Below are 24,158 nucleotides of genomic sequence, written 5' to 3' on the forward strand. Positions count from 1 at the left end.
CAAAAGAAGCCGCCGAGTGACGCCCGGCGGCTTCTTTGTTTATCATTAAGTCCCTGACCCACTGCAACTTCCGCGCGGCGCGTCAGGAGTGGTGCGGCCTATCAGAAGCAATCCCGGAAGAGAGCCTTGGTGTTTTCCAAGGTCATCGGCACCGGATTGCCGCCGGCGCTTGGGTCTTCGATTGCCATGGCGGAAAGCTCGTCGATCCGGTCAGGGGCGATGCCCATGGCAGAGAGGCTTTCCGGAACGCCGAGTTCCGCACGCAGCTTCAATACGTAATCATAGAAGCCGTCGAAACCGCCTGAGATACCGAGATAAGCGGCGGCGCGCCCAATCTTGTCCTCGATGGCCTTGCGGTTGAAGCGCAAAACGGCCGGCATGACGACGGCATTGGTCATGCCGTGATGCGTATTGTAGACGGCGCCGATCGGATGCGACAGCGCGTGGATGGCGCCAAGCCCCTTCTGGAAGGCGACGGCGCCCATGGCGGCAGCGCTCATCATATTGGCGCGCGCTTCGAGATCGGTCCCTTCGCGGTAGGCGCGCGGCAGGAATTCCTTGACGAGCCGCATGCCTTCCAGCGCGATACCAGCCGACATCGGATGATAGAAGGGCGAGGAATAGGCTTCCAGGCAATGGGCAAACGCATCCATGCCCGTACCGGCCGTGATAACCTTCGGCATGCCCACGGTCAGTTCCGGATCGGCGATGACGACGCCGGGCAGGAACTTCGGATGGAAGATGATCTTCTTAACATGCGTCGCCGAATTGGTAATGACGCTGGCGCGGCCGACTTCAGAGCCGGTGCCTGCCGTAGTCGGCACCGCGACGATCGGCGCGATGCCTTCGACGCTGGCGCGGGTCCACCAATCGCCAATATCTTCGAAATCCCAGACCGGGCGTGCCTGACCGGCCATGAACGCCACGCACTTGCCGAGATCGAGGCCGGAGCCGCCGCCGAAAGCGACGACGCCGTCATGTCCGCCGTCCTTGAATGCCTTGACGCCGGCTTCGAGGTTTTTCTCGTTCGGGTTCGGATCGACATCGGCGAAGATGGCACGCCCGAGACCTGCATCTTCCAAGATATCCAGAGCCGCCGCCGTGATCGCCATCGAGGCAAGTCCCCGGTCGGTAACCAGGAGTGGCCTTTTCATGCCGAGACTCTTGCAGGCGTCCGCGAGTTCCTTGATGCGGCCGCGGCCGAGCTTGAAGGCGTTCGGATAGCTCCAGTTGGCTGAGATAGTGCTCATGCTGTTACTTTCTTCAGATGATAGGATTTCGGACGCGTCAGATTGTGGAAGCCGATGATCGACAGCGAACCGCCGCGGCCGGTTTCCTTGACGCCGGTCCAGCATAGAGCCGGATCGAGATAGTCGGCGCGGTTCATGAAGACGGTGCCGGTTTCGATCTCGCGACCGAGGCGCGAGGCGCGCTCGACATCCTTGGTCCAGAGCGATGCCGTCAGACCGTAGGGGCTGTCGTTCATCAGCTTCAGCGCTTCCGCATCGCTCTTCACCTTCATGATGCCGACGGCCGGGCCGAAGGTCTCTTCGCGCATGAAAGCCATCGAGTGATCGACATTGATGAGGATCTGCGGGGCGAGATAGGCGCCGCCGTCATCGGCCGGGAAGAGCTTCGGGTCGACCAGCGCCTTGGCGCCCTTGGCAACCGCATCGGCGATCTGTTCGCGCACCACCTTGGCGAAGCGCCTGTGTGCCATCGGCCCGAGCGAGGTTTCCGGGTCAAGGGGATTGCCGAGCTTGTAGTTCGAAACCCATGCGACCGACTTTTCGACGAAGGCGTCGTAGAGCGATTCATGCACATAGATGCGTTCGATGCCGCAGCAGCACTGCCCGGAATTAAAGGTCGCCCCGTCCATCAGCGTGTCGACGGCGGCGTCGAGATCGGCATCTTCCATGACATAGCCCGGGTCCTTGCCGCCAAGCTCGAGCCCGAGGCTGGTAAATGTGCCGGCTGCCGCACGCTCGATCGACCGGCCGCCTTCGACGGAGCCGGTGAAATTGACGAAGTTGAAGCTGCCGGCCGCAATCAGCGCCGAAGTCGTTTCATGATCGAGGAAGACATTCTGGAAGACGTCGGCGGGAACGCCGGCTTCAACGAAAGCCTGGACGAGCCGCTCGCCGACCATCAGCGTCTGGCTAGCATGCTTGAGAATAACCGTATTGCCGGCCATCAGCGCCGGGGCGATCGTGTTGATCGCCGTCATATAAGGATAGTTCCACGGCGCGATGACGAAAACGACGCCATGAGGCTCGCGCTCGATGCGCCGGGCAAAATTGGCGCTGTCCTCGACGACAAGCGGCGCAAGCGCATCGGCGGCAATCGATGCGACATAGTTGGAGCGCTCATTGAAGCCGCGATACTCGCCGCCGTACTTGATCGGGCGGCCCATCTGCCAGGCAAGCTCTGGCACGACCACATCGGCCATCTCATTGAGCCGGGCGGCACCTTTCAGTACCAGCTGGACACGATCTTCCAGCGGGCGGCGAGCCCAATCCTTCTGCGCCTTGCGGGCGCGGGCCACGACTTCCTTGGCGGTATCCAGCGACAAGGCCGGACGCTCGGCATAAACCTCTCCGTTCACCGGGGAGACGCATGTGATCATCGTCATGATCGAATTCCTGTTTTCTTGGTCATCCATTGATTGCCGGATGCTGCGCAACCCGCCGCATCCACAAGGAAATGACGAGCAGGCAAACCTCCTGGCGCCCCTGCCCGATCATAGAATGAAAATCGGGCACGAGGCAGATCGCAAAAGCCTTACGCTCTTTCGAATCCGCGCGCCACTTCCCAATCGGTGATGCGACGATCGTACTCTTCCTGCTCCCATTCGGCAGCGCGCGTATAGTGATCGATGACATCGTCGCCGAAGGCGGCGCGCAACATTTTCGAATTGGTCAAGGCCTCGGTCGCGCCACGCAGCGTGCGCGGTATCTCGCGAACCTCGCGCGCGCCATAAGCGTCGCCGACGAAGGGCGCTTCAAGCTCAAGTTTGTTCTCGATGCCGTCGATACCGGCGGCAATCAGGGCCGCGAACGCGAGATAGGGATTGAGGTCGGAGCCGCCGACGCGGCACTCGATGCGAATGCTCTTAGTCTCTGCACCGCACAGGCGATAGCCGGCTGTGCGATTGTCGGTGCTCCAGATCGCCTTGGTGGGCGCAAAAGTGCCGGCAACGAAGCGCTTGTAGGAATTGATATAGGGCGCCAGGAAATAGGTGATTTCGCTGGCATGGTTCAAAAGTCCGGCGACATAATGCTTCATCAGCGGCGTCATGCCGTGTGCCTGCTCCTTGTCGAAAAACAGCGGTGTCTTGCCGTCGGTGCTCCAGAGCGACTGATGGATATGCGACGAGCTGCCGGCGGCACTATAGTTCCATTTCGCCAGGAAGGTGATCGCCTTGCCCTTCGACCAGGCGATCTCCTTGCAGCCGTTCTTGATGATCGCATGACGGTCGGCCATCGTCAGAGCGTCGGCGTAGCGAACGTTGATCTCTTCCTGGCCGGCAGAGGCCTCGCCCTTGGAGTTTTCGACCGGGATCTCGGCGCCCTGCAGGCCCTTGCGGATCGCCCGCATCACATCCTCTTCCTTGGTGGTCTGGAAGATATGGTAGTCCTCATTGTAGCCGCTGACGAGATTGAGGTTGCGATAGCCGGCTTCGCGGGCGCTGTCGTAGCTCTGATCGAACAGGAAGAATTCGAGCTCCGAGGCCATGTAGGCCTTCATGCCCATCGCCTCAAGGCGCTTGACTTGCTTCTTGAGGATGGCACGCGGAGAATGCGCCACTTCTTCATGCGTATGATGATCGAGCACGTCGCAAAGAACGAGCGCCGTGCCTTCCAGCCAGGGAATGCGGCGCAGCGTGGCGAGATCCGGCTTCATGGTGTAGTCGCCATAGCCCTTCTCCCAGCTCGTCGACTTGTAGCCGGAGACGGTTTCCATCTCGATATCGGTCGCCTGCAGGTAGTTGCAGCTATGCGTTTCCTTCCATGCGCTTTCGACGAAGAATTCCGCCTGGAAGCGCTTCCCCATCAAGCGGCCCTGCATGTCCACCTGGCATGCCAGAACCGTGTCGATGCGCCCCTCGGCCACATCCTTTTTGAGGTCGTCGAACGTATAGCTAGTGGTCATGATGAATCCGCCTGAAAGATAGAAGAGTGATCGGCTGGAGCGCTGCGGGAGATTTACCCCAAGCCGCTCGTCAAGTTGGATGGGGCCGCGACAACGGCCCCCCCGGATCGATGATATGTGAGGATTATGCCTCGCCGACAGCCCGTTCGGCAGCAGCGATATCGGCCTGACGCTTGGCAATCATGTCACCGATAGGCGGGCCCTGGAAACGGCGCTTTTCGAAGGCGAACCAAACGATTGCGGTCAGCACCAGGAAGCCGATGGTGATGTAAAGTGCCCACTCGTTCGGTGGCTGCACACCGATGATGAAGATGATCGCCATCGCAAGGATCACGACAATCGAGACCACCTTGTAAAGGCCGATACCCATGTTCCATGGCCCCATTTTCGGCCATTTCGCAGTTCCGATCGCCTTGATGCCGAGCACGATCGGCACGGTGAAGGAGAGGAAAAGGAAGATGACGGTGCACGACACGACGATGGTATAGGCCGAAGAGCCAGCGATCGTGACGAGCGAAGCGCCCCAGACGAACAGTACGGCCAGAACCGCGGCCGTCCAGATGGCGACGGAAGGCGTCCTGAACTTCGGGCTGACGCTGGCGAGCGCCTTCGAAAACGGCAAGCCGCCATCGCGCGAGAAGGCATAGATCATGCGCGATGCCGATGTGACGGTCGCAAGACCGCACAGGAGCTGCGAGATGAAGATCGCCACGTAAAGTATATTGGCGACGACAGGATTAGTGATGCTGTTGATCGTCCAGAAGAAGACGTTCCAGCCCTGCTTCGAGGCTTCGTTCATGTCCGGGATCGCCAGCAGGAAGGCGAGCAGCATGATATAGCCGAAGAACGAGGACCACCAGACCGAAGACACCATGCCGCGCGGCACGGAACTGGATGCCTTGACGGTCTCTTCAGAGGTATGCGCCGAGGCGTCGTAGCCGGTGATCGTGTAGATCGGCAGCAACAGGCCAAGGGCGAAGACGTACCAGATATTCTCCATCTTCGGCCAGACGGATGCATCACCTTCCGGCGTGCCGGAATAGTTGGTGAAGGTCCAGATGCGGCTGATGTCCCAGCTCTTGACGCCGATGAGGCAGACGATCGTCAGCGCGATCGCGGCGGCGAAGATCAGGTAGCCGGACATGTCAGTCAGCTTTGCCGTCAGCTTGATGCCGAAGTGGTTGATCAGGGCTTGCAGGCCGGTGATGATGGCAACGAAGATGATCTGATTGGCGAAACCTGCCGAGGTATTGGTATCCACCGCAATGCCGAACCAGCCGGCGATGGAGCCGCTGAAGAAGCCCCAGGTGCCAACGTTGATCGCGCCGAGCACCGTGATCAGGCCGAGCAGATTGAGCCAAGCCGTCAGCCAGCCGGTAAAGCGGTTGCCGAGGATCGAACCCCAGTGATAAAGGCCGCCGGCCGTGGGATAAGCTGAGGAAATCTGCGCCATCGAGAGCGCGAAAACGCCAGAAATCAGGCAGCCTAACGGCCAACCTAAACCGATCGCAGCACCGCCAGCGCCGGATGTCGCCTGCGCGAGCGAGTTGATGCCGCCCGATAGAATGCAGATGATGGAGAAGGAAATGGCGAAGTTCGAAAACGAACTCATGCGCCGTTCCAGCTCCTGAGCGTAGCCCATGGAGTGCAGGATATGAACATCCTGCTTCTTGTCTAACTCTGTATATTCAGGCATGTCACTCCCCTAAAGCCGGGTCGTCCGCAGGATTGCGGAGAACCATGTGCACGTGAGCTGCCTGCCTTTCGGCACGCCGCCTTGATCGCAGTTGAACTGCTCCCCGGGGTCTTTTTCTTTTGTACTCAGGCTTCCAGACTGCTCTGGAGGAGCCCCGTCAGATAATCGGCCATGACCCCTTGGCCGACGTCATCTCGAATGAGGTCGTTGCGGACCTCGATCATTACGTTATGCAGGCCGTTGGCGAGCCCATGCAGCTTCAGCGTATGGGTGACGCCGTCTTCGGGCCCGTAAGGCTGGTTGCGTTCGGTCTGATAGAGCGGTGCCTCAGCCGCCGCATTCAGCATGCGATCGGCCAGCCAACGGTCTTCGTCATGCAGAATGCCAAGCTCCACCGCCCGCGGTCTGCCATTGTAGATCGGCGTGAAGCTGTGGATTGTCACGATCACGGTTTTTTGTCCGCGCGCCGCCCTCTCCTTCAGAAGCGCCCGGATGCGATCGTGAAACGGTATATAGAGCCCTTCCGTACGCGCCTGCCTATCCGCTTCGCCCAGATGCTGGTTGCCGGGGATCGTATAGATCTCGCTCGTCTCCGGCATGGCGCCGGCGCTTTCAGGCGGCCGGTTACAATCATAGATCAGGCGCGAAAAGCGCTGAAAAACCAAGGTGGCATTCAAGCCCGCAGACATTCTTCTTGCAACCGCGAGTGCGCCCGGGTCCCAGGCGATATGGCTGGCAAGCGCTTCTGCGGAAAGCCCAAGATTGCCGAACCGCTCCGGAAGCGCGCGGGAGGCATGCTCGCAGATGAGCAGGGCCGCGCTGCTTCCGTCCGATCTTTCGACCGCAACGCAATCGCCGTCTGCCTTCGTCAAAATGCCGTGCTGCGCAAGCATCGCAGACGCCCCATAGCCGATTAATAAAATGTTTATAAGAAAAGAATTCTTCAGGTTTTCGTCGCTGTCAACTGGAAACTGAAATTATTTCTTCATTTGTGACATTGACTCGAAATGTGACAGCGTTGTTATATCCTTGCAGGAGACTGGCATAAGACCGTCCCGGGGAGCAAAAATCGAGTGAACAAGGCGTCGAAGACAGTTTCTGACGTGATTAATGCGCGCTTCGACACGCTGACGCGCGCCGAAAGGCAGCTGGCTAAGAGCCTGCTCGACAACTATCCGGTGTCAGGACTGGGAAGTATCACGACGGTCGCCGAGAATGCCCGCGTCTCGACCCCGACTGTTGCGCGCATGGTGCAGAAACTCGGATACAAGGGCTATCCGGACTTCCAGGCCCATCTTCATCAGGAAGTCGAAGCAACCATCTCCAACCCTCTGACAAAGCACGATCGCTGGGCATCGAACGCGCCGGGCACCCATATCCTCAATCGTTTCGCCGATGCTATCATGGGCAACCTGCGGCAGACCCTGTCGGATATCGACGTGGCGACATTCGAGGGCGTTGCAACGCTGCTGTCGGAAAGAAAACGCGGGCTTTATTTCGTGGGCGGCCGCATCACGGGAGCGCTTGCCGAGTATTTCTTCACCCATATGCAGGTCATCCGGCCCAACACGACCCTGCTTTCCTCCAATTCGAGCACCTGGCCGCAATATGTCCTGAACATGAACCCGGGCGACCTGCTCGTCATATTCGATATCAGGCGCTACGAGCAGGAAATGGTCAATCTCGCCGCTGCCGCCCGTCGGCGCGGCGCCGAAATCATCGTCTTTACCGACCAGTGGGCGACGCCCGCCGCCAAGCATGCGAAACACACGTTTCGCGTGCAGATCGAGGCGCCTTCCGCCTGGGACTCATCGGTTGTCACTCTCTTCATCGTCGAAGCCCTCATCGAAGCCGTACAAAGCTCGACATGGGACGAGACAAGCGAGCGCATGAAAACGCTGGAAGGCCTTTTCGAACAAACAAAATTGTTTCGCAAGCTAAGCTGAAGGGGAATGAAAACATAAAATAACGCGTCGCAAGGCGGTGTGAAATGCAGCGACTGTCATACTTGTCGATTAGAAGCAAAATCAACTGCGTTTTCAGCAAACGCAATGCTTTGAAGCCGTCACACAACCTTCATGCAACGTCATTAACAGCAACGCCAGGCACTGAAAACCCTAAAGGAGGAAATGCAGTGATCTCGAAAATTCATCGTCTTCTGACCATCTCCACAGCGATGCTCGTCGCTTCGACGGCAATTGCGGCCGCAGAACCGAGCGCCGATCTCATCGCTGCCGCCAAGAAGGAAGGCACGCTGACCACGATCGCCCTGCCCCACAACTGGTGCGGTTATGGCGACCTGATCGCCGCCTTCAAGGCGAAGTATGGCATCGAAGTCAACGAACTGAACCCGGATGCCGGTTCTGGTGATGAAGTCGAAGCAATTCGCGCCAACAAGGGCAACACCGGCCCGCAGGCTCCCGATGTCATCGACGTCGGCCTCTCCTTCGGCCCAACCGCCAAGAAGGAAGGCCTGCTGCAACCTTACAAGGTTTCCACCTGGGATTCGATTCCGGACAGCGCCAAGGATGCCGAAGGCTACTGGTACGGCGATTATTACGGCGTTCTCTCCTTCGTCGTGAACAAGGACGTCGTGAAGAACCCGCCGAAGGACTGGGCTGACCTCCTGAAGCCGGAATACGCCAACACCGTTTCGCTCGCTGGCGACCCGCGTACCTCGAACCAGGCTGTTCAGGCCGTCTACGCCGCAGGTCTCGCCGCCGGCGAGAAGGACGCCGCCAAGGTCGGCGCCGCTGGCCTCGACTACTTCGCCAAGCTGAACAAGGCCGGCAACTTCGTTCCGGTCATCGGCAAGTCTGCTTCGCTGGCTCAGGGTGCAACCCCGATCGTCGTCGCCTGGGACTACAACGGTCTCTCCTGGCGCGACAGCCTGAACGGCAACCCGCCGGTTGACGTCACCGTTCCGGCTTCGGGCGTTATCGCCGGCGTATACGTCCAGGCGATCTCGGCTTTCGCTCCGCATCCGAACGCTGCCAAGCTCTGGATGGAGTTCCTGTACTCTGACGAAGGTCAGATTGGCTGGCTGAAGGGCTATTGCCACCCGATCCGCTTCAACGATCTGGCGAAGAACAAGAAGGTCCCGCAGGAACTTCTCGACAAGCTGCCGCCGGCTGCCGCCTATGAAAAGGCCGTCTTCCCGACGCTCGAAGAGCAGGATGCCGGCAAGGCCGCCATCACCACCAAGTGGGATTCTGTCGTCGGTTCGAACGTACAGTAATCCGACCTGACATGGCCTCCCCGTTTCGACGGGGAGGTTTTCCGTTTTTCTGACGCCGCGGATTGGGCCAATCATGAGCATCGTCACGACATCGACAGTCAGTTCCACTCCCCTGATCAGTAAACGCGTCGTCGTTGACTGGCTGGGCATTGCGCCGTTCACGATCTTCGCGCTGCTGTTTCTGATTTTCCCGACGATCTACCTCGTCGCTGGCGCCTTTCTGACGCCGGATGGGAGCTTTACGCTCAAGAATATCGTCGATCTGTTCACGCCGACCATCATGAGCGCCTATTGGATCAGTATAAAAATCTCGGTCGCTTCGGCGCTCGGCGGTGCGATCTTGGGCTTTTATCTGGCTTGGGCACTCGTCCTTGGCGGCCTTCCCACCTGGATTCGCCACGCCTTCCTGACGTTCTCCGGCGTCGCATCCAATTTCGCCGGCGTGCCGCTGGCCTTTTCGTTCATCGCGACACTAGGCCGCCAGGGCCTGGTCACCATATTGCTCGCTCATTTTGGTTTGAACCTTTATTCGACCGGCTTCAATCTGCTGAGTTTTCTCGGCCTTACCATTACCTACATGTATTTCCAGATTCCCTTGATGGTGCTGATCATCACGCCGGCACTCGACGGCATGAAGAAGGAATGGCGTGAAGCCGCGTCCATTCTTGGCGCGACCAACAGGCAATATTGGCTGATGGTCGCCCTGCCGATCCTCTGGCCCAGCCTGCTCGGCACGACGCTGCTGCTATTTGCCAATTCTTTCGGCGCGATCGCGACGGCCATCGCGCTCACGGGCAGTTCACTGAATATCGTTCCGATCGTGCTCTATGCGCAGATCCGCGGCGACGTGCTGCATAACGCCAATCTCGGCTATGCGCTGGCGCTCGGCATGATCGTCATCACCGGTATTTCGAACGTCATCTATATCCTGATGCGCATGCGCGCTGAACGGTGGCAGAAATGAAGCTGCAAAAACTCTTCGCCTGGATCGCCGTTGCCATCGGCCTCATCTATTTCCTGGTGCCGCTCATCGGCACCCTGGAATTCTCGTTGCGCATGCGGCGCGGCGCCTACAGCTTCGATGCCTATGCTTCGGTCTTTTCCGATTTCAGCTTCCTGACCGCCTTCGGCTTCTCGATGTTGATGGCGCTTCTGACCATCATTTTCGGCATGCTCCTCGTGGTGCCGACGGCGTACTGGGTGCGGTTGCGGTTGCCGCAACTCCGCCCCATCGTCGAGTTCATCACGCTGATGCCGCTGGTCATTCCCGCCATCGTCATCGTTTTTGGCTATCTCCGCCTCTATAATTCGTCGTCGGTCCTGCCGCTGACGGGCTACAACTCGACAACGAATATCCTGCTTGTCTGCTCCTACATTGTCCTATCGCTGCCCTACATGTATCGTTCAGTGGATACGGCGATGCGCACCATCGATATCGGCACGCTGACGGAGGCGGCCGAAAGCCTTGGTGCAAAATGGACGACGATCATGTTCAAATGCATCTTTCCAAATGTCATGAGCGGTGTGCTTTCCGGAGCGTTCATCACACTCGCGATCGTCATGGGTGAATTCACCATGGCCTCGCTGCTCAACCGTCCGGCGTTCGGGCCCTATATGCAGCTCGTCGGCGCCAACAAGGCCTATGAGCCGTCTGCGTTGGCGATCATCGCGCTTGCAGTGACCTGGCTCAGCATGGCCCTTCTCCAGCTGGTCTCCCGTTTCTCAAAATCCGCTCCGATTAAGGCGTAAGGTTCCCCGCTATGGCTTTTCTCGAACTTACCCACATCAAGAAGTCCTTCGGCGACATTCATGTCGTCCATGATTTCAACATGCAGATCGAGAAGGGAGAGTTCATCTCCTTCCTCGGACCGTCAGGCTGCGGCAAGACGACCGTGCTGCGCATGATTGCCGGCTTCGAAACCCCGACCGCCGGCACGCTCACGATCAACGGCAAGGATCAGCGAGCGCTGAAACCGAACCAGCGCAACATCGGCATGGTGTTCCAGGCCTATGCGCTGTTCCCGAACATGACGGTGCATGACAATGTCGCCTTCGGCCTCAAGGTCGCCGGCATGGCGAAGCCCGACATCGACAAGCGCGTCAAGGAGATGCTTGCTCTCATCAAGCTGGATCATCTTGCCACTCGCTTCCCGTATCAGATGTCCGGCGGCCAGCAGCAGCGTGTGGCGCTCGCCCGCGCCATCGCCGTCAAGCCGCAGGTTCTCCTGCTTGACGAGCCGCTTTCGGCACTGGATGCAAAAATCCGCGTATCGCTGCGCGAGGAAATCCGTGCCATTCAGCAGCAGCTCGGCATCACCACTGTCTTCGTGACGCACGATCAGGAAGAGGCGCTGTCGATTTCCGACCGCATCGTCGTCATGAATGCCGGCCGCGCCGACCAGATCGGCTCGCCTTTCGAGATCTACAACACTCCGGCCACCCGCTTCGTCGCGTCCTTCGTTGGCACGCTGAACCTGATCGAGGGCAAGGTCGTTGATCCCGACAGCAGCCGCATCACGATCGGCGATCAGAATGTCACGCTGAGACAGTCGGTCACCGCCTACAAGCCTGGCGATACGGTATCGCTGGCCTTGCGCCCGGAAGCGGGTTCGCTCGCTGAATCGGCCAAGGGCGACACGGCGCTGACGGGCGAAGTCTCCTCCGCGCATTTCCTCGGTTCGGTCATCCGCACCCGCATGAACGTCGCCGGCAACACGATCTCCTTCGATATGTTCAACAGCCCGGGCATGATGCCTCCGAGCGTCGGCGAGAAGGTGACGCTGCGCTTTGCTTCTTCAGACCTGTTGGTCATCCAGGATTGAGAAGCTGCCTCGCAGTGAAACAATTTTGAAAAAATATTCGCGAACGCCGGGCCAAAAGCTCGGCGTTTTTCTTTGATTTCGCTGCGCAAATGCATTTATAGTCCACTCGTTCTCAGGGCGGGGTGTAATTCCCCACCGGCGGTATGGGGATTTCCCCGAGCCCGCGAGCGCCTTCCGATATCCGGAAGGGTCAGCAGATCCGGTGAGAGGCCGGAGCCGACGGTATAGTCCGGATGGAAGAGAGCAAGCAGGTCGCACCTCCTCCGAGCGGGGAGCGCTGCGTTCATGCGTGTTCGCCCAAGGGATAATTGACAACAACCCTTGAAAGGCAAAATTCATGACCATTTCTATCTCTACCCAGCCGAGCCGCATTGCGATCATTCGGGCCCGCTGGCATGCCGACATCGTCGATCGCTCTGTCGATTCCTTCGTCGCCGAGTGGCAGACGACAGAAGGCGCATCGCCGATCGACATCTTCGACGTTCCCGGCGCGCTGGAGATCCCGCTGCATGCGCAGACGCTTGCCCGCAACGGCCGTTATTCGGCGATCGTTGCCACCGCTTTCGTTGTCGACGGTGGCATCTATCGTCACGAGTTCGTTGCCAATACCGTTCTCGATGCGATGATGCGTGTCCAGCTGGATACCGGCGTTCCGATCCTGTCCGCCGTCCTCACGCCCCATCACTTCCAGGAATCGGAGGCGCATATCCAGTTCTTCAAGGAGCATTTCATCCTGAAGGGCCGTGAGGTGGCCAGCGCCTGCCGCCATATCCTCAACGAACGCGCCAAGCTGCTGCCGGCCGTTACGGTCTGAACCAGCATCATGGAGGAGGCGCGGCCAAAGCCCGCCTCCACCTCACAAGGGAGAAACGTCCGTGGCCGTCCTGCGTATCATTCCAAACCTGCCCGCCGCAGATCCCGCTACAGCCCGGCTGTTCTATCATGAACTGCTCGGTCTCGACATCGTCATGGATCACGGCTGGATCGTCACCTTCGCCTCCGAAGCGGCAACGGTGCCGCAGATCAGCGTCGCCAGCGAGGGCGGCTCAGGCACCATCGTCCCAGATCTCTCGATCGAGGTCGACGATGTCGACGCGCTCTACCAACGCGCCACATCGATGGGCTTCGGCATATTGTATGACCTTACGGATGAACCCTGGGGCGTTCGCCGCTTCTATGTCCGCGATCCCTTCGGCAAGGTGGTCAATATCCTCTCCCACCGCTAGAGCCGGATGATTTTAGGTCTGTTCGACCTAAAACCTGAATCCGCTCTAGAATCAAAAAGGTAGAGCATGATGTCGTCCGAAAACCGATCACACTTTTCGGCATCATGCTTTAAACCAAGGTCACGAGGAACCCCAGCGCCCTTCCCGCGGCCCCTATCGCAGATCAAGATTGAAGGTGGTGCGTTCAGCCGGCCATACCGATTCCGAATAGGTTATCGGCACTCCATCTGCATCCGCATCGACCTTGCGCGTCACCAGCAGCGGCGCGGACTTCGGCTGGCGCAAGATTCTCGCCTCCTCAGCCGTCGGCATGCGCGCCTCGATCTCCGTCGACAGCCGCTCATAATCGGTGACACCATAGCTGGCGAGCGCCGCCGTAATAGTTGGGTGCTTCAATCTGGCCTTATCGAAATCGGGAAAGCGTTCGGCCGGATAATAGGAATCGCCCAATTCGACCGGAATGCCGTCTGCCGTCATCACGCCGCGGCGATGGATGACCGGCGCCCCGACCGCCAGCTTCAGATAGCTGGCGATGCCTTCCGTCGCCGGCACGATCTCATGGGCGAGCAACTCGCCACCCGGCTCGAAACCCTGCTCGATCAGGTTCTTGTGAAAGCGTGTACGCTTCGACAGCGTATAATCGAGCACGCCCCTATGGACAAAGGTTCCACGTCCCTGTTCGGCGCGCACCAGCCCGCGTTGCTCGAGATGCCCAAGGGCCTGACGCACGGTGAAGCGGCTGACGCCGAAGCGTTGCATAAGCTCCGGCTCGGTCGGCAATTTCTCTCCGGGAGCGAGAGTCCCGGCGGCAATATCAGCCGCCAGGATCTCGCCGATCTGATGCCAGAGGGCACTGCCGCCCTTGCGATCGATCGTCTCCATGTCAAACGCGCTTCTCGAGCCGGAACAGGAGCTTGTATTCGGCTGGATAACTCAGCGCATCTAGAATGCTCGGATAATATTTCCGATCCTTCGTCGCGCGCACGAAGCCGTCATAACCAAAACGCTTGACGGAGACATCGAAGCCGGCCGCCGTGAAAGCCTCGATATAGTCCTGCGGAGATCGATCCTGCACCGGCGCATTGCTGTTGTTGCCGATCAACTCCAACCATTTCGGCCAGAGCGGCATTTCATTGTGGCAGCCGGTCACGGCATAATAGACGCCGCCATTGCGCATGACCTGAAACATCTGCTCGGCGTGTTGCTTCAATTCCGGCAGCAGATAGATGACCTCGTAACTGAAGGCCACGTCGAAGCTATCGGTAAAGGGCGCCAGGTCGGTCGTGACATGAAACTGCAACGGCATGTTGCCTACAGCAGCAGCGGCTGCAGCTACCGACTCCGAGGCGATATCGATGCCGACACCCCGGCGGAACGGCCGCATGGCGTGAAGCAGCCGCAGGAAACCGCCGCGGTTGCAGCCGAAATCCAGGACGGTCTTTGACGAGAGATCCCGCTCCGGCACGGTCTCGATGAAGTGACGCCAATAAGGAGCATGCGATTCCGCCATGGCGACATCGCCCTGCGGCTCCGTGTGCCAGGTTGCATAAATGGATGCTGCGTTTGTCATGATGGGCTCGCCGTTGGAGTGGACTGAACCCTTGATAGCCAGCTCTCATGACAGCCGTATGAATTCATCCGGACGACCGGACTATTTACTATGATTCACTCCTCCCTAACCGGGAAGATCCCTATTTCGTGCAGTCGATCATCCATTGCACGCCATAGCGATCCGTCAGCTTGCCGTAGTAACTGCCCCACGGCTGCACGGCGAGCGGCGTTGTTACCCTACCGCCCTCAGCCAAGCGGGCAAAAATCTCGTCGGTGCTGTCGCGATCATCCATCATAAGCATGTGCGCAGAGCCTCGCATCGGCTCGGCGTCGTGATTGTCCGACGCAAAGAAGAGGAGGCCCGGCCCTTCGAAACGCGCATGCATCACTTTGCCCCGCATCGAGCTGTCAGAGAGCGGCATTCCATTCGCCCCATGCCGAACCAACAGTGTGATCTTACCGAGCCCGCAGGCGGTGTAGAAGGCAAGAGCTTCGTCGCAATGCGTTGTAAAAAACAAATAATTGGCGAGTTGCACGTCCTGCCTCCTTCTCGCTATCCCACAAGCGGCTCACGCGGCCGCCCGATGTTTACACAAACTGCCTTCATCAAACGCGATGAGCTGTAACCTCAGACGTTGCGGCATTCGCAATGGCATTGACCAGATCGGCATTGCTGTAGCTTTGCCCGGCTATGCCCCAGCCACCCTCGGGCGCATAGACTATATTAGACCAGATATGCTCGCGCTTGATCCTCCCTTCGGCCGCCTGCTCGACGACATCGGTCGCCCGTGCAATGAAAGCGCGCTTGGCCTCGGCGGTCGCGAGCGCGATTTCGGGCAGCTTGAGTTCGATGAAGGCCGCGGCAACGGGCCTTCCGGCCGCCAGCACGTGTCCGGCCGGAAGCACATTGATCGAACCAATGACATTGGCCGTCATGAATTCATTCCCGGTCAAGCCGGCAACGTCGAGGACGGCATCCGTCAATCTGGCAAAGGCCTGCGCCTGCGCTTCGGACGAAAGCAACCCTTCGGGTATGGTGAGTGTAATGGGCATGGGAACATCTCCTTGTTGGACCTGTGGCGGCAATTGATATATACCGATCACTCTTTAACGATACACATCGATCGCTCTCTATTCAAGCGATAAAGAGAGATCACTCTCAATGGAGACAAAAAAATGCGCTACAGCGCCGAGCATAAGGAAGAGACCCGGACGCGGGTCGTCGCGGCGGCAGGGCAAGTCTTTCGCAAGGAAGGCTATGGTGGCGCGGGCATCGATGCGCTGACGAAAGCAGCGGGCGTTACCAACGGCGCCTTCTACGGGCACTTCAAGTCCAAGAGCGATGCGTTTCGCACGGCGGTCGTGGAAGGATTGGAGGAATTGCGTCAGGCTATCCTGACACTCAGGCAAAACCAGCCGAAAGACTGGCTGAAGGCGCTTGCCGGCTTTTATCTCGGCTACAAGCGGACCTGCGATCTCGGCGACAGCTGCACGCTGCCGAGCCTTTCCCCTGATGTGATGCGTGCTGATGAGGAAACACGCCGCGTCTATACGGTAGAATTGAGAAAACTGATCACCGATGTCGCCGCCGGCCTGCCGGAGAGCACGAGCGCGGGTGAAACAACGGCAGAGGACCGCGCTATCGTTCTTCTCGCGACGTTGAGCGGTGGTCTAACGCTTGCCCGCGCCGTTTCCGATCCCGCCCTTTCCCTCCACATAGCCGAAGTCATCGAGCGGGCTGCTCTCACCGCCGGCAACCCTTCGCAACCGCAAGGAAAATGACCCTGCAAGTCATACAATAACGGGGCAGCCGAGACGAAGGTTGCCACCCCGCCTCGACTAGTCCTGCTTACGCGCGGATCGCTTGGTCATTGGCATCGAAGCGATGCATGTGGCTCGTATCCGGTGTCGCATACACCATCTCGTCCGGCTCGTACTGATGCTCGCCGAAAAGGCGCACGGTCAAAAGGCCCGTGGCATCGGATTCGAGATAGATGATCGTGTCCGCACCGAGATGCTCGACATGGATGACCTTGGCGGCCCAGGTACCTTGATCGTGCGATAGCGTGATATGTTCGGGGCGAATGCCAACAGTCTTGGCGCCGCTTTCACCCAGACGCTCGGCCGGGATGAAATTCATCTGCGGCGAGCCGATGAAGCCGGCAACGAAGGTATTGGCCGGACGATTGTAAAGCTCCATCGGCGAACCGATCTGCTCGATCGCACCGGCATTGAGCACGACGATCTTGTCGGCAAGCGTCATCGCCTCGACCTGATCATGGGTGACATAGATCATCGTCGCCTTCAGGCTGCGGTGCAGTCGGGCGATCTCCAGGCGCGTCTGGACGCGCAGCGCCGCATCGAGGTTCGAGAGCGGCTCGTCGAAGAGGAAAAGCTCCGGCTCGCGAACGATGGCGCGGCCGATGGCGACACGCTGGCGCTGGCCGCCGGAAAGCTCCGACGGGCGGCGGCCGAGATAGGGCGCGAGCGACAACATGCCGGACGCCTTCTCGACGCGGCTGTCGATCTCGGCCTTCGCCGTACCAGCCTGCTTGAGCCCCAGGCCCATATTGTCCTTGACGGTCAGATGCGGATAGAGCGCATAGGACTGGAAGACCATCGAGATGCCGCGCTTGGCCGGCGGCGTCACGGTCACATCCTGGCCGTTGATCAGCACGGCGCCGGAGGTCACGTCCTCAAGGCCGGCAATGCTGCGCAGAAGGGTCGACTTGCCGCAGCCGGAAGGACCGACGAAGATGACGAACTCACCATCCTTCACCTCGAGATCGATGCCTTTCAGCACGTCGTGCGAGCCATAGGCCTTGCGGATGGATTTCAGTTGAAGCGATCCCACAGTCTTTTGTCCTTATAGATAAACAGGCTTGCCGGTGCGCACGCTCTCGTCGGCGGCGAGGCATATGCGCAGCGATTGAACGGCATCGGTCATATGGCGATCAAGGTCGAGATCCTCTCGGATGGCCTTCAGCATGAAGGCCTGCTCGAAATTGCAGAGCTCCTGGTGGCCCGGTTCGCCATCCATATGCAGATCCTGATCTGGCCGGATAAACTGGCCGCTTGGTCCCGTCTCGGCGCTATGCAGCCGGATAACCGACGTCTTCGTGTGCATGTCGATATCGTCGGACTTTGCGTTCTGATCCATGGCGATCGACACCGAACCGTTCGGCGACATCACATCCTTCACGAAGAAAGCCGTTTCCGAAATCATCGGACCCCAGGCAGCCTCATACCAGCCGACGGAACCGTCTTCGAAGATCACCTGGAGATGGCCGTAATTATACATGTCCGGCTTGATCTCCTGCGTCAGCCGCAGACCCATGCCACGCACTTCCACAGGCTTCGCATCGGTGATCTGGCACATGACGTCGAGGTAATGCACGCCGCAATCGACGATCGGTGACGTGTTCTGCATCAGCGCCTTATGCGTCTCCCAGGTCGGACCGCTCGATTGCTGATTGAGGTTCATACGGAACACATAGGGGCCGCCGAGCTTGCGCGCTTCGGCAATCAACCGCACCCACGAGGGGTGATGGCGCAGGATATAGCCGATCGTCAGCTTCTTGCCGGCCTTCTTTGCGGCCGCGACAACACGCTCCGCGTCTTCGACCGTCGTGGCCAGCGGCTTCTCGACAAAGACGTGGCAACCAGCTTCGAAGGCCATGACGGCGAAATCGGCATGGCTGTCGGAATAGGTATTGATGGAGCAGAGGTCCGGCTTCAGTTCCTTCAGCGCCGTCTCGAAATCCGGATGGAGCGTATATCCCTGCAATTCCTCGGGCAGTTCCCGCTTGGACCGGTTGACGAGGCCGACAATCTCGAAGCCCGGATTGTTGTGATAGGCCAGCGCATGGCTGCGGCCCATATTGCCAAGGCCGGCAACGAGAACGCGGATCGGCTTTTCAGATAGGCTCACTTGACTGCTCCGGATGTAATGCCGCGAATGAGTTGACGCGAGAAGATGACATAAAGAACGAGGATCGGCAGGATGGCGAGCGTCAGGGCTGCCAGCACCGCATTCCAGTTGGTGACGAACTGACCGATGAAGATCTGCGATCCGAGCGTCACGGTTTTTGTCGCTTCACTCGGCGCCAGGATCAGCGGGAACCAGAGGTCGTTCCAGATCGGGATCATGGTAAAGACCGCTACAGTCGCCATGGCCGGACGTACCAACGGCAAGACGAGACGGAAGAAGATGGAGTATTCGCTGAGACCATCGATGCGGCCGGCATTCTTCAGATCGTCGGAAACCGTCCGCATGAACTCGGACAGGATGAAGATCGCGAGCGGCAGGCCCTGCGCCGTGTAGACGAGGATCAGCGCCGTCAGCGTATTGACGAGCCCGGCAGCGACCATGCCCTGCAGGATCGCGACGGTACCGAGACGGATCGGGATCATGATGCCGATCGCCAGATAAAGACCCATGACCGTATTGCCGCGGAAGCGATATTCCGACAGCGCAAAGGCGGCCATCGCGCCGAACAGCAGGGTCAGGATGATCGAAACGATCGTCACCACGAAGCTGTTCTGGAAATAAGTCAGGAAATCCCCCTGCTTCAGAACCGTGTCATAGCCGATCATGCTGAAGGAGGATGGCGTCGGCAGGCTCAGGGGTGCGCGGAAGATCGATGCGCGATCCTTGAAGGAATTGATGACGGTCAGGAACACCGGAAAGATGGCAACCAGCGTATAGGCGATCAGCGCCAGATGGACGAAACCGGTACGGATAGTGGAAGTGCGTGCCTTGGACATGGGTCGCGCTCCTCAGAACTGGTAGCGGCGGATGCGCCGCTGCACGATGAAAAGATAGAAGGACACGCCGGCGAGGATGATGAGGAACATCACCGTGGCGATGGTCGCACCCATCGAGCGATCCCCAAGCTGCAGCTGGAAGCCGAAGAAGACGCGATAGAGAAGCGTGCCGAGAATATCGGTGGAGCCGTCAGGTCCAGCCAATGCTCCCTGCACGGTGTAGACCAGGTCGAAAGCGTTGAAATTGCCGACGAACGTCAGGATCGAAATGATACCGATGGCCGGCAGAACCAGCGGCAGCTTGATCTTCCAGAACTGGCTCCAGCCGGTAATGCCGTCGCATTCCGCAGCTTCGACGACCTCTTCGGGAATATTGAGCAGGGCGGCGTAGATCAGCATCATCGGGATGCCGATGTATTGCCAGACTGAGATAAGCGCGACGGTGATTAGCGCCGTGCCCGGTCTGCCGAGCCAAGGCGCGAAAAACGACTTGAGGCCGATCATGCTTAAAAGCTCGGGCGCCACACCCCAAAGCGGCGACAGGATCAACTTCCAGATGAAGCCGACGACGACAAAGGAAAGCAGCGTCGGCAGGAAAATGGCGGTGCGATAGAAAGCGACGAACCGCAATCTCGGCAGAGACAGCAGCGCAGCCAGTGCGACACCGATCGGATTCTGCACGCACATATGGATGGCGAAGAAGATCAGGTTGTTGCGCAGCGCATTCCAGAAATCATGAGACCAGCGTTCGTCGCCGAATAATACTCTGAAATTGTTGAGACCGACGAAGACGGGTTGATTGTCGACGACATTGTAGAGCGACAGCCGCAGCGTCTCGATCAGAGGCAGGATCATGACCGCTGTATAGACGACGAAAGCCGGGAAAAGGAAAACGAGGATGTGCCAGCGCTTGGAGCGTCTGATCGGCGTGACCTCAACAATATGGGACGTGTCGACGTCGCTCATGGCTTTCTGCCTGTTCTTGTTGGCTGCATGACGAGACGGCAGCACTAAGGTTCAAATCCACCCATTGCCCCAGTCTGCGGTCGGACTGAAACGACGTCGGGTGTGTCGCAATGCAATGACGATACGATCGCCAATCCGATTATCCATCACAAGGAAAAAGGGCGAGGAGCCCGATGGCCCCTCGCCCGCACTACACAATGGATCACTTGGCCGGCTTGTACCAGCTGTCGAGGCCCTTCTGGAGCTTTGCGCCAGCCTGGTCAGGCGTATCCGTGCCGTTGATCACGTTTGCGGATTCGGTCCAGGTTTCGTTCTCCAGGTTCGGCGTACCGCGCGACAGGATCTGATAGGTGGAACGAACGGTCGACTTGTGATTGTCGCGCCAGGACACGAATTCCTGTGCGAGCGGATCGCTCATCTTTACCGGATGCGAATTCAGGCTGAAGAAGCCTGGCAGCGAATTGGCGTAGATGGTGGCGAACTCGTCGGAAGCGACCCAGCTCAGGAACTTCTTGGCTTCTTCCTGGTGCGTGCTCTTCGCATTCAGGCCGACGCCGATATCCGGATGATCCGAGATGTAGCCGGTGTCACCAGCCTTTGCGACCGGCGGCGGGAAGGCACCCATCTTGAACTGCGCCTGCGTATTGAACAGAGCAATTTCCCAGGAACCGGCCGGATAGATAGCGGCCTTGCCGAGCGTGAAGAGGTTCTGGCTGTCGGCATAACCCTGAGCCTCGAAACCATCGCCGAGATAAGGCTTCCACTTGGCGAGTTCCTTGTAAGGATCGACCCAGGCAGCGTCCGTCAGCTTTTCCTTGCCGGAGATAAGAGCCTCGCGGCCTTCCTCACCCTTCCAGTAATTCGGGCCGATGTTCTGATAGCCCATGGTTGCGGCTTCCCACAGGTCCTTGGTGCCCATCGCCATCGGGATGTAGGTGCCATCGGCCTTGATCTTATCAAGAACGGCAAAGAACTCATCGCGCGTTGCCGGGACCTTCAGGCCGAGCTTGTCGAAGGCATCCTTGTTGTAGATGAAACCATGGATGACGGAAGCCATCGGTACGCAGAAGGTGGATTTGCCGTCGTCGGTGGACCATGCAGCCTTGGCGACCGCAGAGAAATTCTCGATGCCCGACAGGCTGGTGAGATCAGCAAGATGCTTCTTGTTGAAGAGGTCGAGCGAGGCGTCGAACGGACGGCAGGTGATGATGTCGCCCGCGGAGCCGGCATCGAGCTTGGCGTTGAGCGATGCGTTGTATTCGGTCGGAGCGGTCGGCGAGAAGACGATCTTGATGCCCGGGTTCTTCGCTTCGAAAGCCGGGATGATCTTTTCCTGCCAGATCTGCAGGTCGTCGTTACGCCAGCTTTCAACCGTCAGCGTCACATCGGCCGCATGCGCCAGGCTGACAGACGTCAGCAGGCTGGATGCAAGAAGCAAGCCTTTCAGAACATTGGTTTTCATTTCCCTCTCCTGTTTTCCGCGCCGTAGCAGGCGCTGTTCTCGATCTGAAAATCCGCTGGCCTGTCCGAGGAAACGGTCAGCGCTCCATAGGGACCGCCAATATTGCCGACCCCTCCATCCAACAGGCTTCAAGGGCACCGGCCCGATCTACCCCATCAATTGCAGCCTGCCGCCGTCAGGCGGAGATGCTGCAAGAACCACGCGGGAAATTTGTGACGAACGCCGAATCGAGATCCTCCTGATCCGGACGGCTTGGGACAACGGCGAGATGCACGCCTTTACGCCTCACCTACCGACTGTTGTTCTTCTGCCGGCTTTGCCGATGTCTGTTCGCTCTGTTCCCTTGTCTCGAATTAAGGCCAAAAAAATACCAATTGTCCAGCCGAATTTAACTTTCGGACGCAAAAAGATTGAAGGCGATAATTTTATTCATATAATTCAAATGGATATCTACAAGGAAAAATAGACGTCTTTCCTATTGGTAAATGGTATTTTTTTGGTATTGTATGAAAAAACGGGGAATGGACGGCATCCGGAGGCATGATGAGGCAGTTGGCAATTGGTATCGATGGCGGCGGCACAAATTGCCGGGCAGCGGTCATAGACGGCACGGGGCGGGTGCTCGGCACCGGCAAGGCCGGCGCGGCGAACATTCTATCTGATCTGGAAAACTCGCTGATCCATATTGTCGCCTCGGCAAAGCAAGCATTGATCGAAGCCGGTCTCGCCCCCGAACTGCTGCGAACGCTGCCTGCCGTCATCGGGACAGCCGGGGCCAATGTCGGCAATTACGGCAAGCGGGTCGAAGGTGCCCTGCCCTTTGCAAGCACGCGGGTGGTGACCGATGCGACGACGGCGCTTCAAGGCGCTCTTGGCGACGCCGATGGAATCATCGGCGCCTTCGGCACCGGTTCCGTCTATAACGCCCGTCGCGAGGGCAGGATCTGGGGCATCGGCGGCTGGGGGTTTGTGATCGGCGATCAGGCGAGCGGCGCTCGTCTCGGACGCGATTTGCTTGAGAGAGCTGTTCTGGCGCATGACGGGGTGACGGCGGGCTCCGCCCTCACGGCATCGATCATGGGCGAATACGGCAACGATCCGGAACGCATCGTCGAGTTTGCGCATGCTTCCAAGCCCAAGGATTTCGCCCGCTACGCGCCGATCGTGTTCGAATATGCCGGGATGGAGGACGTTGTCGCCACCAATATCGTCAAGACGGCGGCAAGATCCATAACCGAGAGCCTGGACGCGCTGCTTTGGCCGGAATGCCCTTCTATTTGCCTGCTCGGCGGACTTGCCCAGGCCTATCGTCCCTGGCTTGACGAACGCCACAAGGCGATACTCGCGGAACCTAAGGGCGATGTCTTGCGCGGCGCCGTGGAACTGGCGGCAAAATTGCTGCGGGGTGGAGAGGAAGACAAGGCATGACCGAAGATTTGAGCGCGATCTTCTCGCCCGAGCGCCTTTCTGGAGGCGGCACGGGTCCGCTTTACGTCAAGCTGCGACGCACGCTCGAAGAGGCCGTGAAAGTCGGCAGGCTGAAGCATGGGGACGCGCTTCCGCCGGAGCGTGATATCGCTGAATTTGCCGCGGTCAGCCGCGTCACGGTGCGCAAGGCGATCGACGATCTCGTGGCGGAAGGCATTCTCGTTCGCCGCCACGGCTCGGGCACATTCGTCGCAAAACCCGTTTCCAAGGTGGAGCAACGGCTGTCACAGTTGACATCGTTTACCGAGGACATGGCCAGGCGCGGGATGACGGCTCGTTCCGAATGGCTGCACAAGGGCATCCACACGCCATCCCCGGATGAGATGATGATCCTCGGCCTTGCAGCCGACACCAAAGTATCGCGGCTGAGCCGTCTCCGCATCGCCGACGACCAGCCGCTGGCAATCGAGCACGCCAGCGTCTCCGGCGAATTCCTGCCCGATCCATCTGTCGTGACGACATCGCTTTATGCGGAACTGGAAAAGCGTCAGGTGCGTCCCGTTCGCGCCGTTCAACGCATATCGGCGACCAACATGAAAGAGGCCGATGCGGGATTGCTTGGCGTTCCGGTTGGAGCCGCCGGTTTGTCGATCGAACGTATCTCCTATCTCGGCTCCGGCCGAGCTGTGGAGTTCACGAGATCGCTTTATCGGGGAGACGCCTATGATTTTGTCGCGGAACTGACGATAGGCGCGAACTAGTTCAATCCACGAAACAGAAGGCGCCCGGAATCAAAAAAAGCCGCCCCAGCCGAAATAGCTGGGGCGGCATTTGCATGCAGAATCAAATT

24 protein-coding genes and 1 riboswitch are annotated in these 24,158 nt (G+C 58.9%); of the genes, 10 read left to right on the forward strand and 14 right to left on the reverse strand.

From position 1 onward, the window contains the following. Positions 1-101: 101 nt before the first annotated feature. The 5 genes from ACIQWP_RS12820 to ACIQWP_RS12840 form a co-directional block, all read right to left on the reverse strand. Entirely contained in the window at positions 102-1,250 is a 1,149-nt protein-coding gene (locus ACIQWP_RS12820; protein ID WP_402787333.1) for an iron-containing alcohol dehydrogenase, read from the reverse strand. Next, complete coding sequence (locus ACIQWP_RS12825) at positions 1,247-2,632, reverse strand: aldehyde dehydrogenase family protein (RefSeq protein WP_402787336.1); 1,386 nt, start codon at positions 2,630-2,632, stop codon at positions 1,247-1,249. The genes ACIQWP_RS12820 and ACIQWP_RS12825 overlap by 4 nt, the downstream gene beginning before the upstream one ends. Positions 2,633-2,781: 149 nt before the next feature. Next, positions 2,782-4,152 carry a glutamine synthetase family protein gene (locus tag ACIQWP_RS12830; RefSeq protein ID WP_402787339.1) on the reverse strand — a complete coding sequence of 457 codons (1,371 nt, stop codon included), beginning with the start codon at positions 4,150-4,152 and terminating at the stop codon, positions 2,782-2,784. A 124-nt stretch (positions 4,153-4,276) separates the two neighbouring features. Next, positions 4,277-5,848 carry an amino acid permease gene (locus ACIQWP_RS12835; RefSeq protein WP_402787342.1) on the reverse strand — a complete coding sequence of 524 codons (1,572 nt, stop codon included), beginning with the start codon at positions 5,846-5,848 and terminating at the stop codon, positions 4,277-4,279. A gap of 125 nt (positions 5,849-5,973) precedes the next feature. Further along, positions 5,974-6,741 (reverse strand): N-formylglutamate amidohydrolase, encoded by a 768-nt coding sequence (locus ACIQWP_RS12840; RefSeq protein ID WP_402787345.1) that lies wholly within the window; start codon positions 6,739-6,741, stop codon positions 5,974-5,976. A gap of 180 nt (positions 6,742-6,921) precedes the next feature. On the opposite strand from ACIQWP_RS12840, the gene ACIQWP_RS12845 reads away from it, so the two are divergent. From ACIQWP_RS12845 to ACIQWP_RS12875, 7 genes are all read left to right on the forward strand, one after another. Beyond that, on the forward strand, positions 6,922-7,794 hold the full coding sequence (locus ACIQWP_RS12845) for a MurR/RpiR family transcriptional regulator (protein ID WP_402787348.1): 873 nt from the start codon (positions 6,922-6,924) through the stop codon (positions 7,792-7,794). Positions 7,795-7,982: 188 nt separating this feature from the next. Continuing rightward, positions 7,983-9,086 (forward strand): ABC transporter substrate-binding protein, encoded by a 1,104-nt coding sequence (locus ACIQWP_RS12850; RefSeq protein ID WP_402787351.1) that lies wholly within the window; start codon positions 7,983-7,985, stop codon positions 9,084-9,086. 73 nt (positions 9,087-9,159) lie between these two features. Beyond that, positions 9,160-10,050, forward strand: coding sequence for an ABC transporter permease (locus ACIQWP_RS12855; RefSeq protein ID WP_402787354.1), 891 nt, complete (start codon positions 9,160-9,162; stop codon positions 10,048-10,050). Next, the gene (locus ACIQWP_RS12860) at positions 10,047-10,835 is read left to right on the forward strand and encodes an ABC transporter permease (protein ID WP_402787357.1); all 789 of its coding nucleotides are present in this window, start codon (positions 10,047-10,049) and stop codon (positions 10,833-10,835) included. Before ACIQWP_RS12855 ends, ACIQWP_RS12860 begins: the two co-directional genes overlap by 4 nt. Positions 10,836-10,846: 11 nt before the next feature. After that, positions 10,847-11,908, forward strand: coding sequence for an ABC transporter ATP-binding protein (locus tag ACIQWP_RS12865; protein WP_402787360.1), 1,062 nt, complete (start codon positions 10,847-10,849; stop codon positions 11,906-11,908). Between the two features lie 104 nt (positions 11,909-12,012). Further along, positions 12,013-12,157: riboswitch (FMN riboswitch) on the forward strand. An 88-nt stretch (positions 12,158-12,245) separates the two neighbouring features. After that, positions 12,246-12,722 carry a 6,7-dimethyl-8-ribityllumazine synthase gene (locus ACIQWP_RS12870; protein ID WP_402787363.1) on the forward strand — a complete coding sequence of 159 codons (477 nt, stop codon included), beginning with the start codon at positions 12,246-12,248 and terminating at the stop codon, positions 12,720-12,722. Between the two features lie 61 nt (positions 12,723-12,783). Further along, positions 12,784-13,134: a VOC family protein gene (locus tag ACIQWP_RS12875; protein WP_402787366.1), complete on the forward strand. Its 351-nt coding sequence runs from the start codon at positions 12,784-12,786 to the stop codon at positions 13,132-13,134. A gap of 153 nt (positions 13,135-13,287) precedes the next feature. On the opposite strand, the gene phnF is transcribed toward ACIQWP_RS12875, so the two are convergent. From phnF to ACIQWP_RS12895, 4 genes are all read right to left on the reverse strand, one after another. Continuing rightward, complete coding sequence (gene phnF, locus ACIQWP_RS12880; RefSeq protein WP_402787369.1) at positions 13,288-14,016, reverse strand: phosphonate metabolism transcriptional regulator PhnF; 729 nt, start codon at positions 14,014-14,016, stop codon at positions 13,288-13,290. Between the two features lies 1 nt (position 14,017). Next, a complete protein-coding gene (locus tag ACIQWP_RS12885) occupies positions 14,018-14,704 on the reverse strand; it encodes a class I SAM-dependent methyltransferase (protein WP_402787372.1) in 687 nt (228 codons plus the stop codon). Between the two features lie 121 nt (positions 14,705-14,825). Continuing rightward, positions 14,826-15,221 (reverse strand): VOC family protein, encoded by a 396-nt coding sequence (locus ACIQWP_RS12890; protein ID WP_402787375.1) that lies wholly within the window; start codon positions 15,219-15,221, stop codon positions 14,826-14,828. Between the two features lie 70 nt (positions 15,222-15,291). Continuing rightward, positions 15,292-15,738, reverse strand: coding sequence for a 4-oxalocrotonate tautomerase family protein (locus tag ACIQWP_RS12895; RefSeq protein ID WP_402787378.1), 447 nt, complete (start codon positions 15,736-15,738; stop codon positions 15,292-15,294). A 123-nt stretch (positions 15,739-15,861) separates the two neighbouring features. Between ACIQWP_RS12895 and ACIQWP_RS12900 the strand changes: the two genes are divergently transcribed. Then, positions 15,862-16,467 carry a TetR/AcrR family transcriptional regulator gene (locus ACIQWP_RS12900; RefSeq protein ID WP_402787381.1) on the forward strand — a complete coding sequence of 202 codons (606 nt, stop codon included), beginning with the start codon at positions 15,862-15,864 and terminating at the stop codon, positions 16,465-16,467. A 67-nt stretch (positions 16,468-16,534) separates the two neighbouring features. Here the strand turns inward: ACIQWP_RS12900 and ACIQWP_RS12905 are convergent, their stop codons facing one another. The 5 genes from ACIQWP_RS12905 to ACIQWP_RS12925 all read right to left on the reverse strand — a co-directional run bounded on the left by ACIQWP_RS12905 (position 16,535) and on the right by ACIQWP_RS12925 (position 21,880). Next, positions 16,535-17,539: an ABC transporter ATP-binding protein gene (locus ACIQWP_RS12905; protein ID WP_402787384.1), complete on the reverse strand. Its 1,005-nt coding sequence runs from the start codon at positions 17,537-17,539 to the stop codon at positions 16,535-16,537. Between the two features lie 12 nt (positions 17,540-17,551). Beyond that, complete coding sequence (locus ACIQWP_RS12910) at positions 17,552-18,616, reverse strand: Gfo/Idh/MocA family protein (RefSeq protein ID WP_402787387.1); 1,065 nt, start codon at positions 18,614-18,616, stop codon at positions 17,552-17,554. Beyond that, positions 18,613-19,452 carry a carbohydrate ABC transporter permease gene (locus ACIQWP_RS12915; protein ID WP_402787390.1) on the reverse strand — a complete coding sequence of 280 codons (840 nt, stop codon included), beginning with the start codon at positions 19,450-19,452 and terminating at the stop codon, positions 18,613-18,615. The genes ACIQWP_RS12910 and ACIQWP_RS12915 overlap by 4 nt, the downstream gene beginning before the upstream one ends. 12 nt (positions 19,453-19,464) lie before the next feature. Then, on the reverse strand, positions 19,465-20,418 hold the full coding sequence (locus tag ACIQWP_RS12920) for a carbohydrate ABC transporter permease (protein WP_402787393.1): 954 nt from the start codon (positions 20,416-20,418) through the stop codon (positions 19,465-19,467). Between the two features lie 202 nt (positions 20,419-20,620). Further along, a complete protein-coding gene (locus ACIQWP_RS12925) occupies positions 20,621-21,880 on the reverse strand; it encodes an ABC transporter substrate-binding protein (protein ID WP_402787396.1) in 1,260 nt (419 codons plus the stop codon). 543 nt (positions 21,881-22,423) lie between these two features. Here ACIQWP_RS12925 and ACIQWP_RS12930 point away from each other — a divergent pair. Together ACIQWP_RS12930 and ACIQWP_RS12935 are read left to right on the forward strand one after the other, a co-directional pair. Then, positions 22,424-23,308, forward strand: coding sequence for a BadF/BadG/BcrA/BcrD ATPase family protein (locus ACIQWP_RS12930; protein WP_402787399.1), 885 nt, complete (start codon positions 22,424-22,426; stop codon positions 23,306-23,308). Beyond that, entirely contained in the window at positions 23,305-24,069 is a 765-nt protein-coding gene (locus ACIQWP_RS12935; RefSeq protein ID WP_047631969.1) for a GntR family transcriptional regulator, read from the forward strand. The genes ACIQWP_RS12930 and ACIQWP_RS12935 overlap by 4 nt, the downstream gene beginning before the upstream one ends. The last annotated feature ends 89 nt before the right edge of the window (positions 24,070-24,158 follow it).

The organism is Rhizobium sp. NPDC090279 (assembly GCF_044769665.1).
Lineage (GTDB): Bacteria > Pseudomonadota > Alphaproteobacteria > Rhizobiales > Rhizobiaceae > Rhizobium.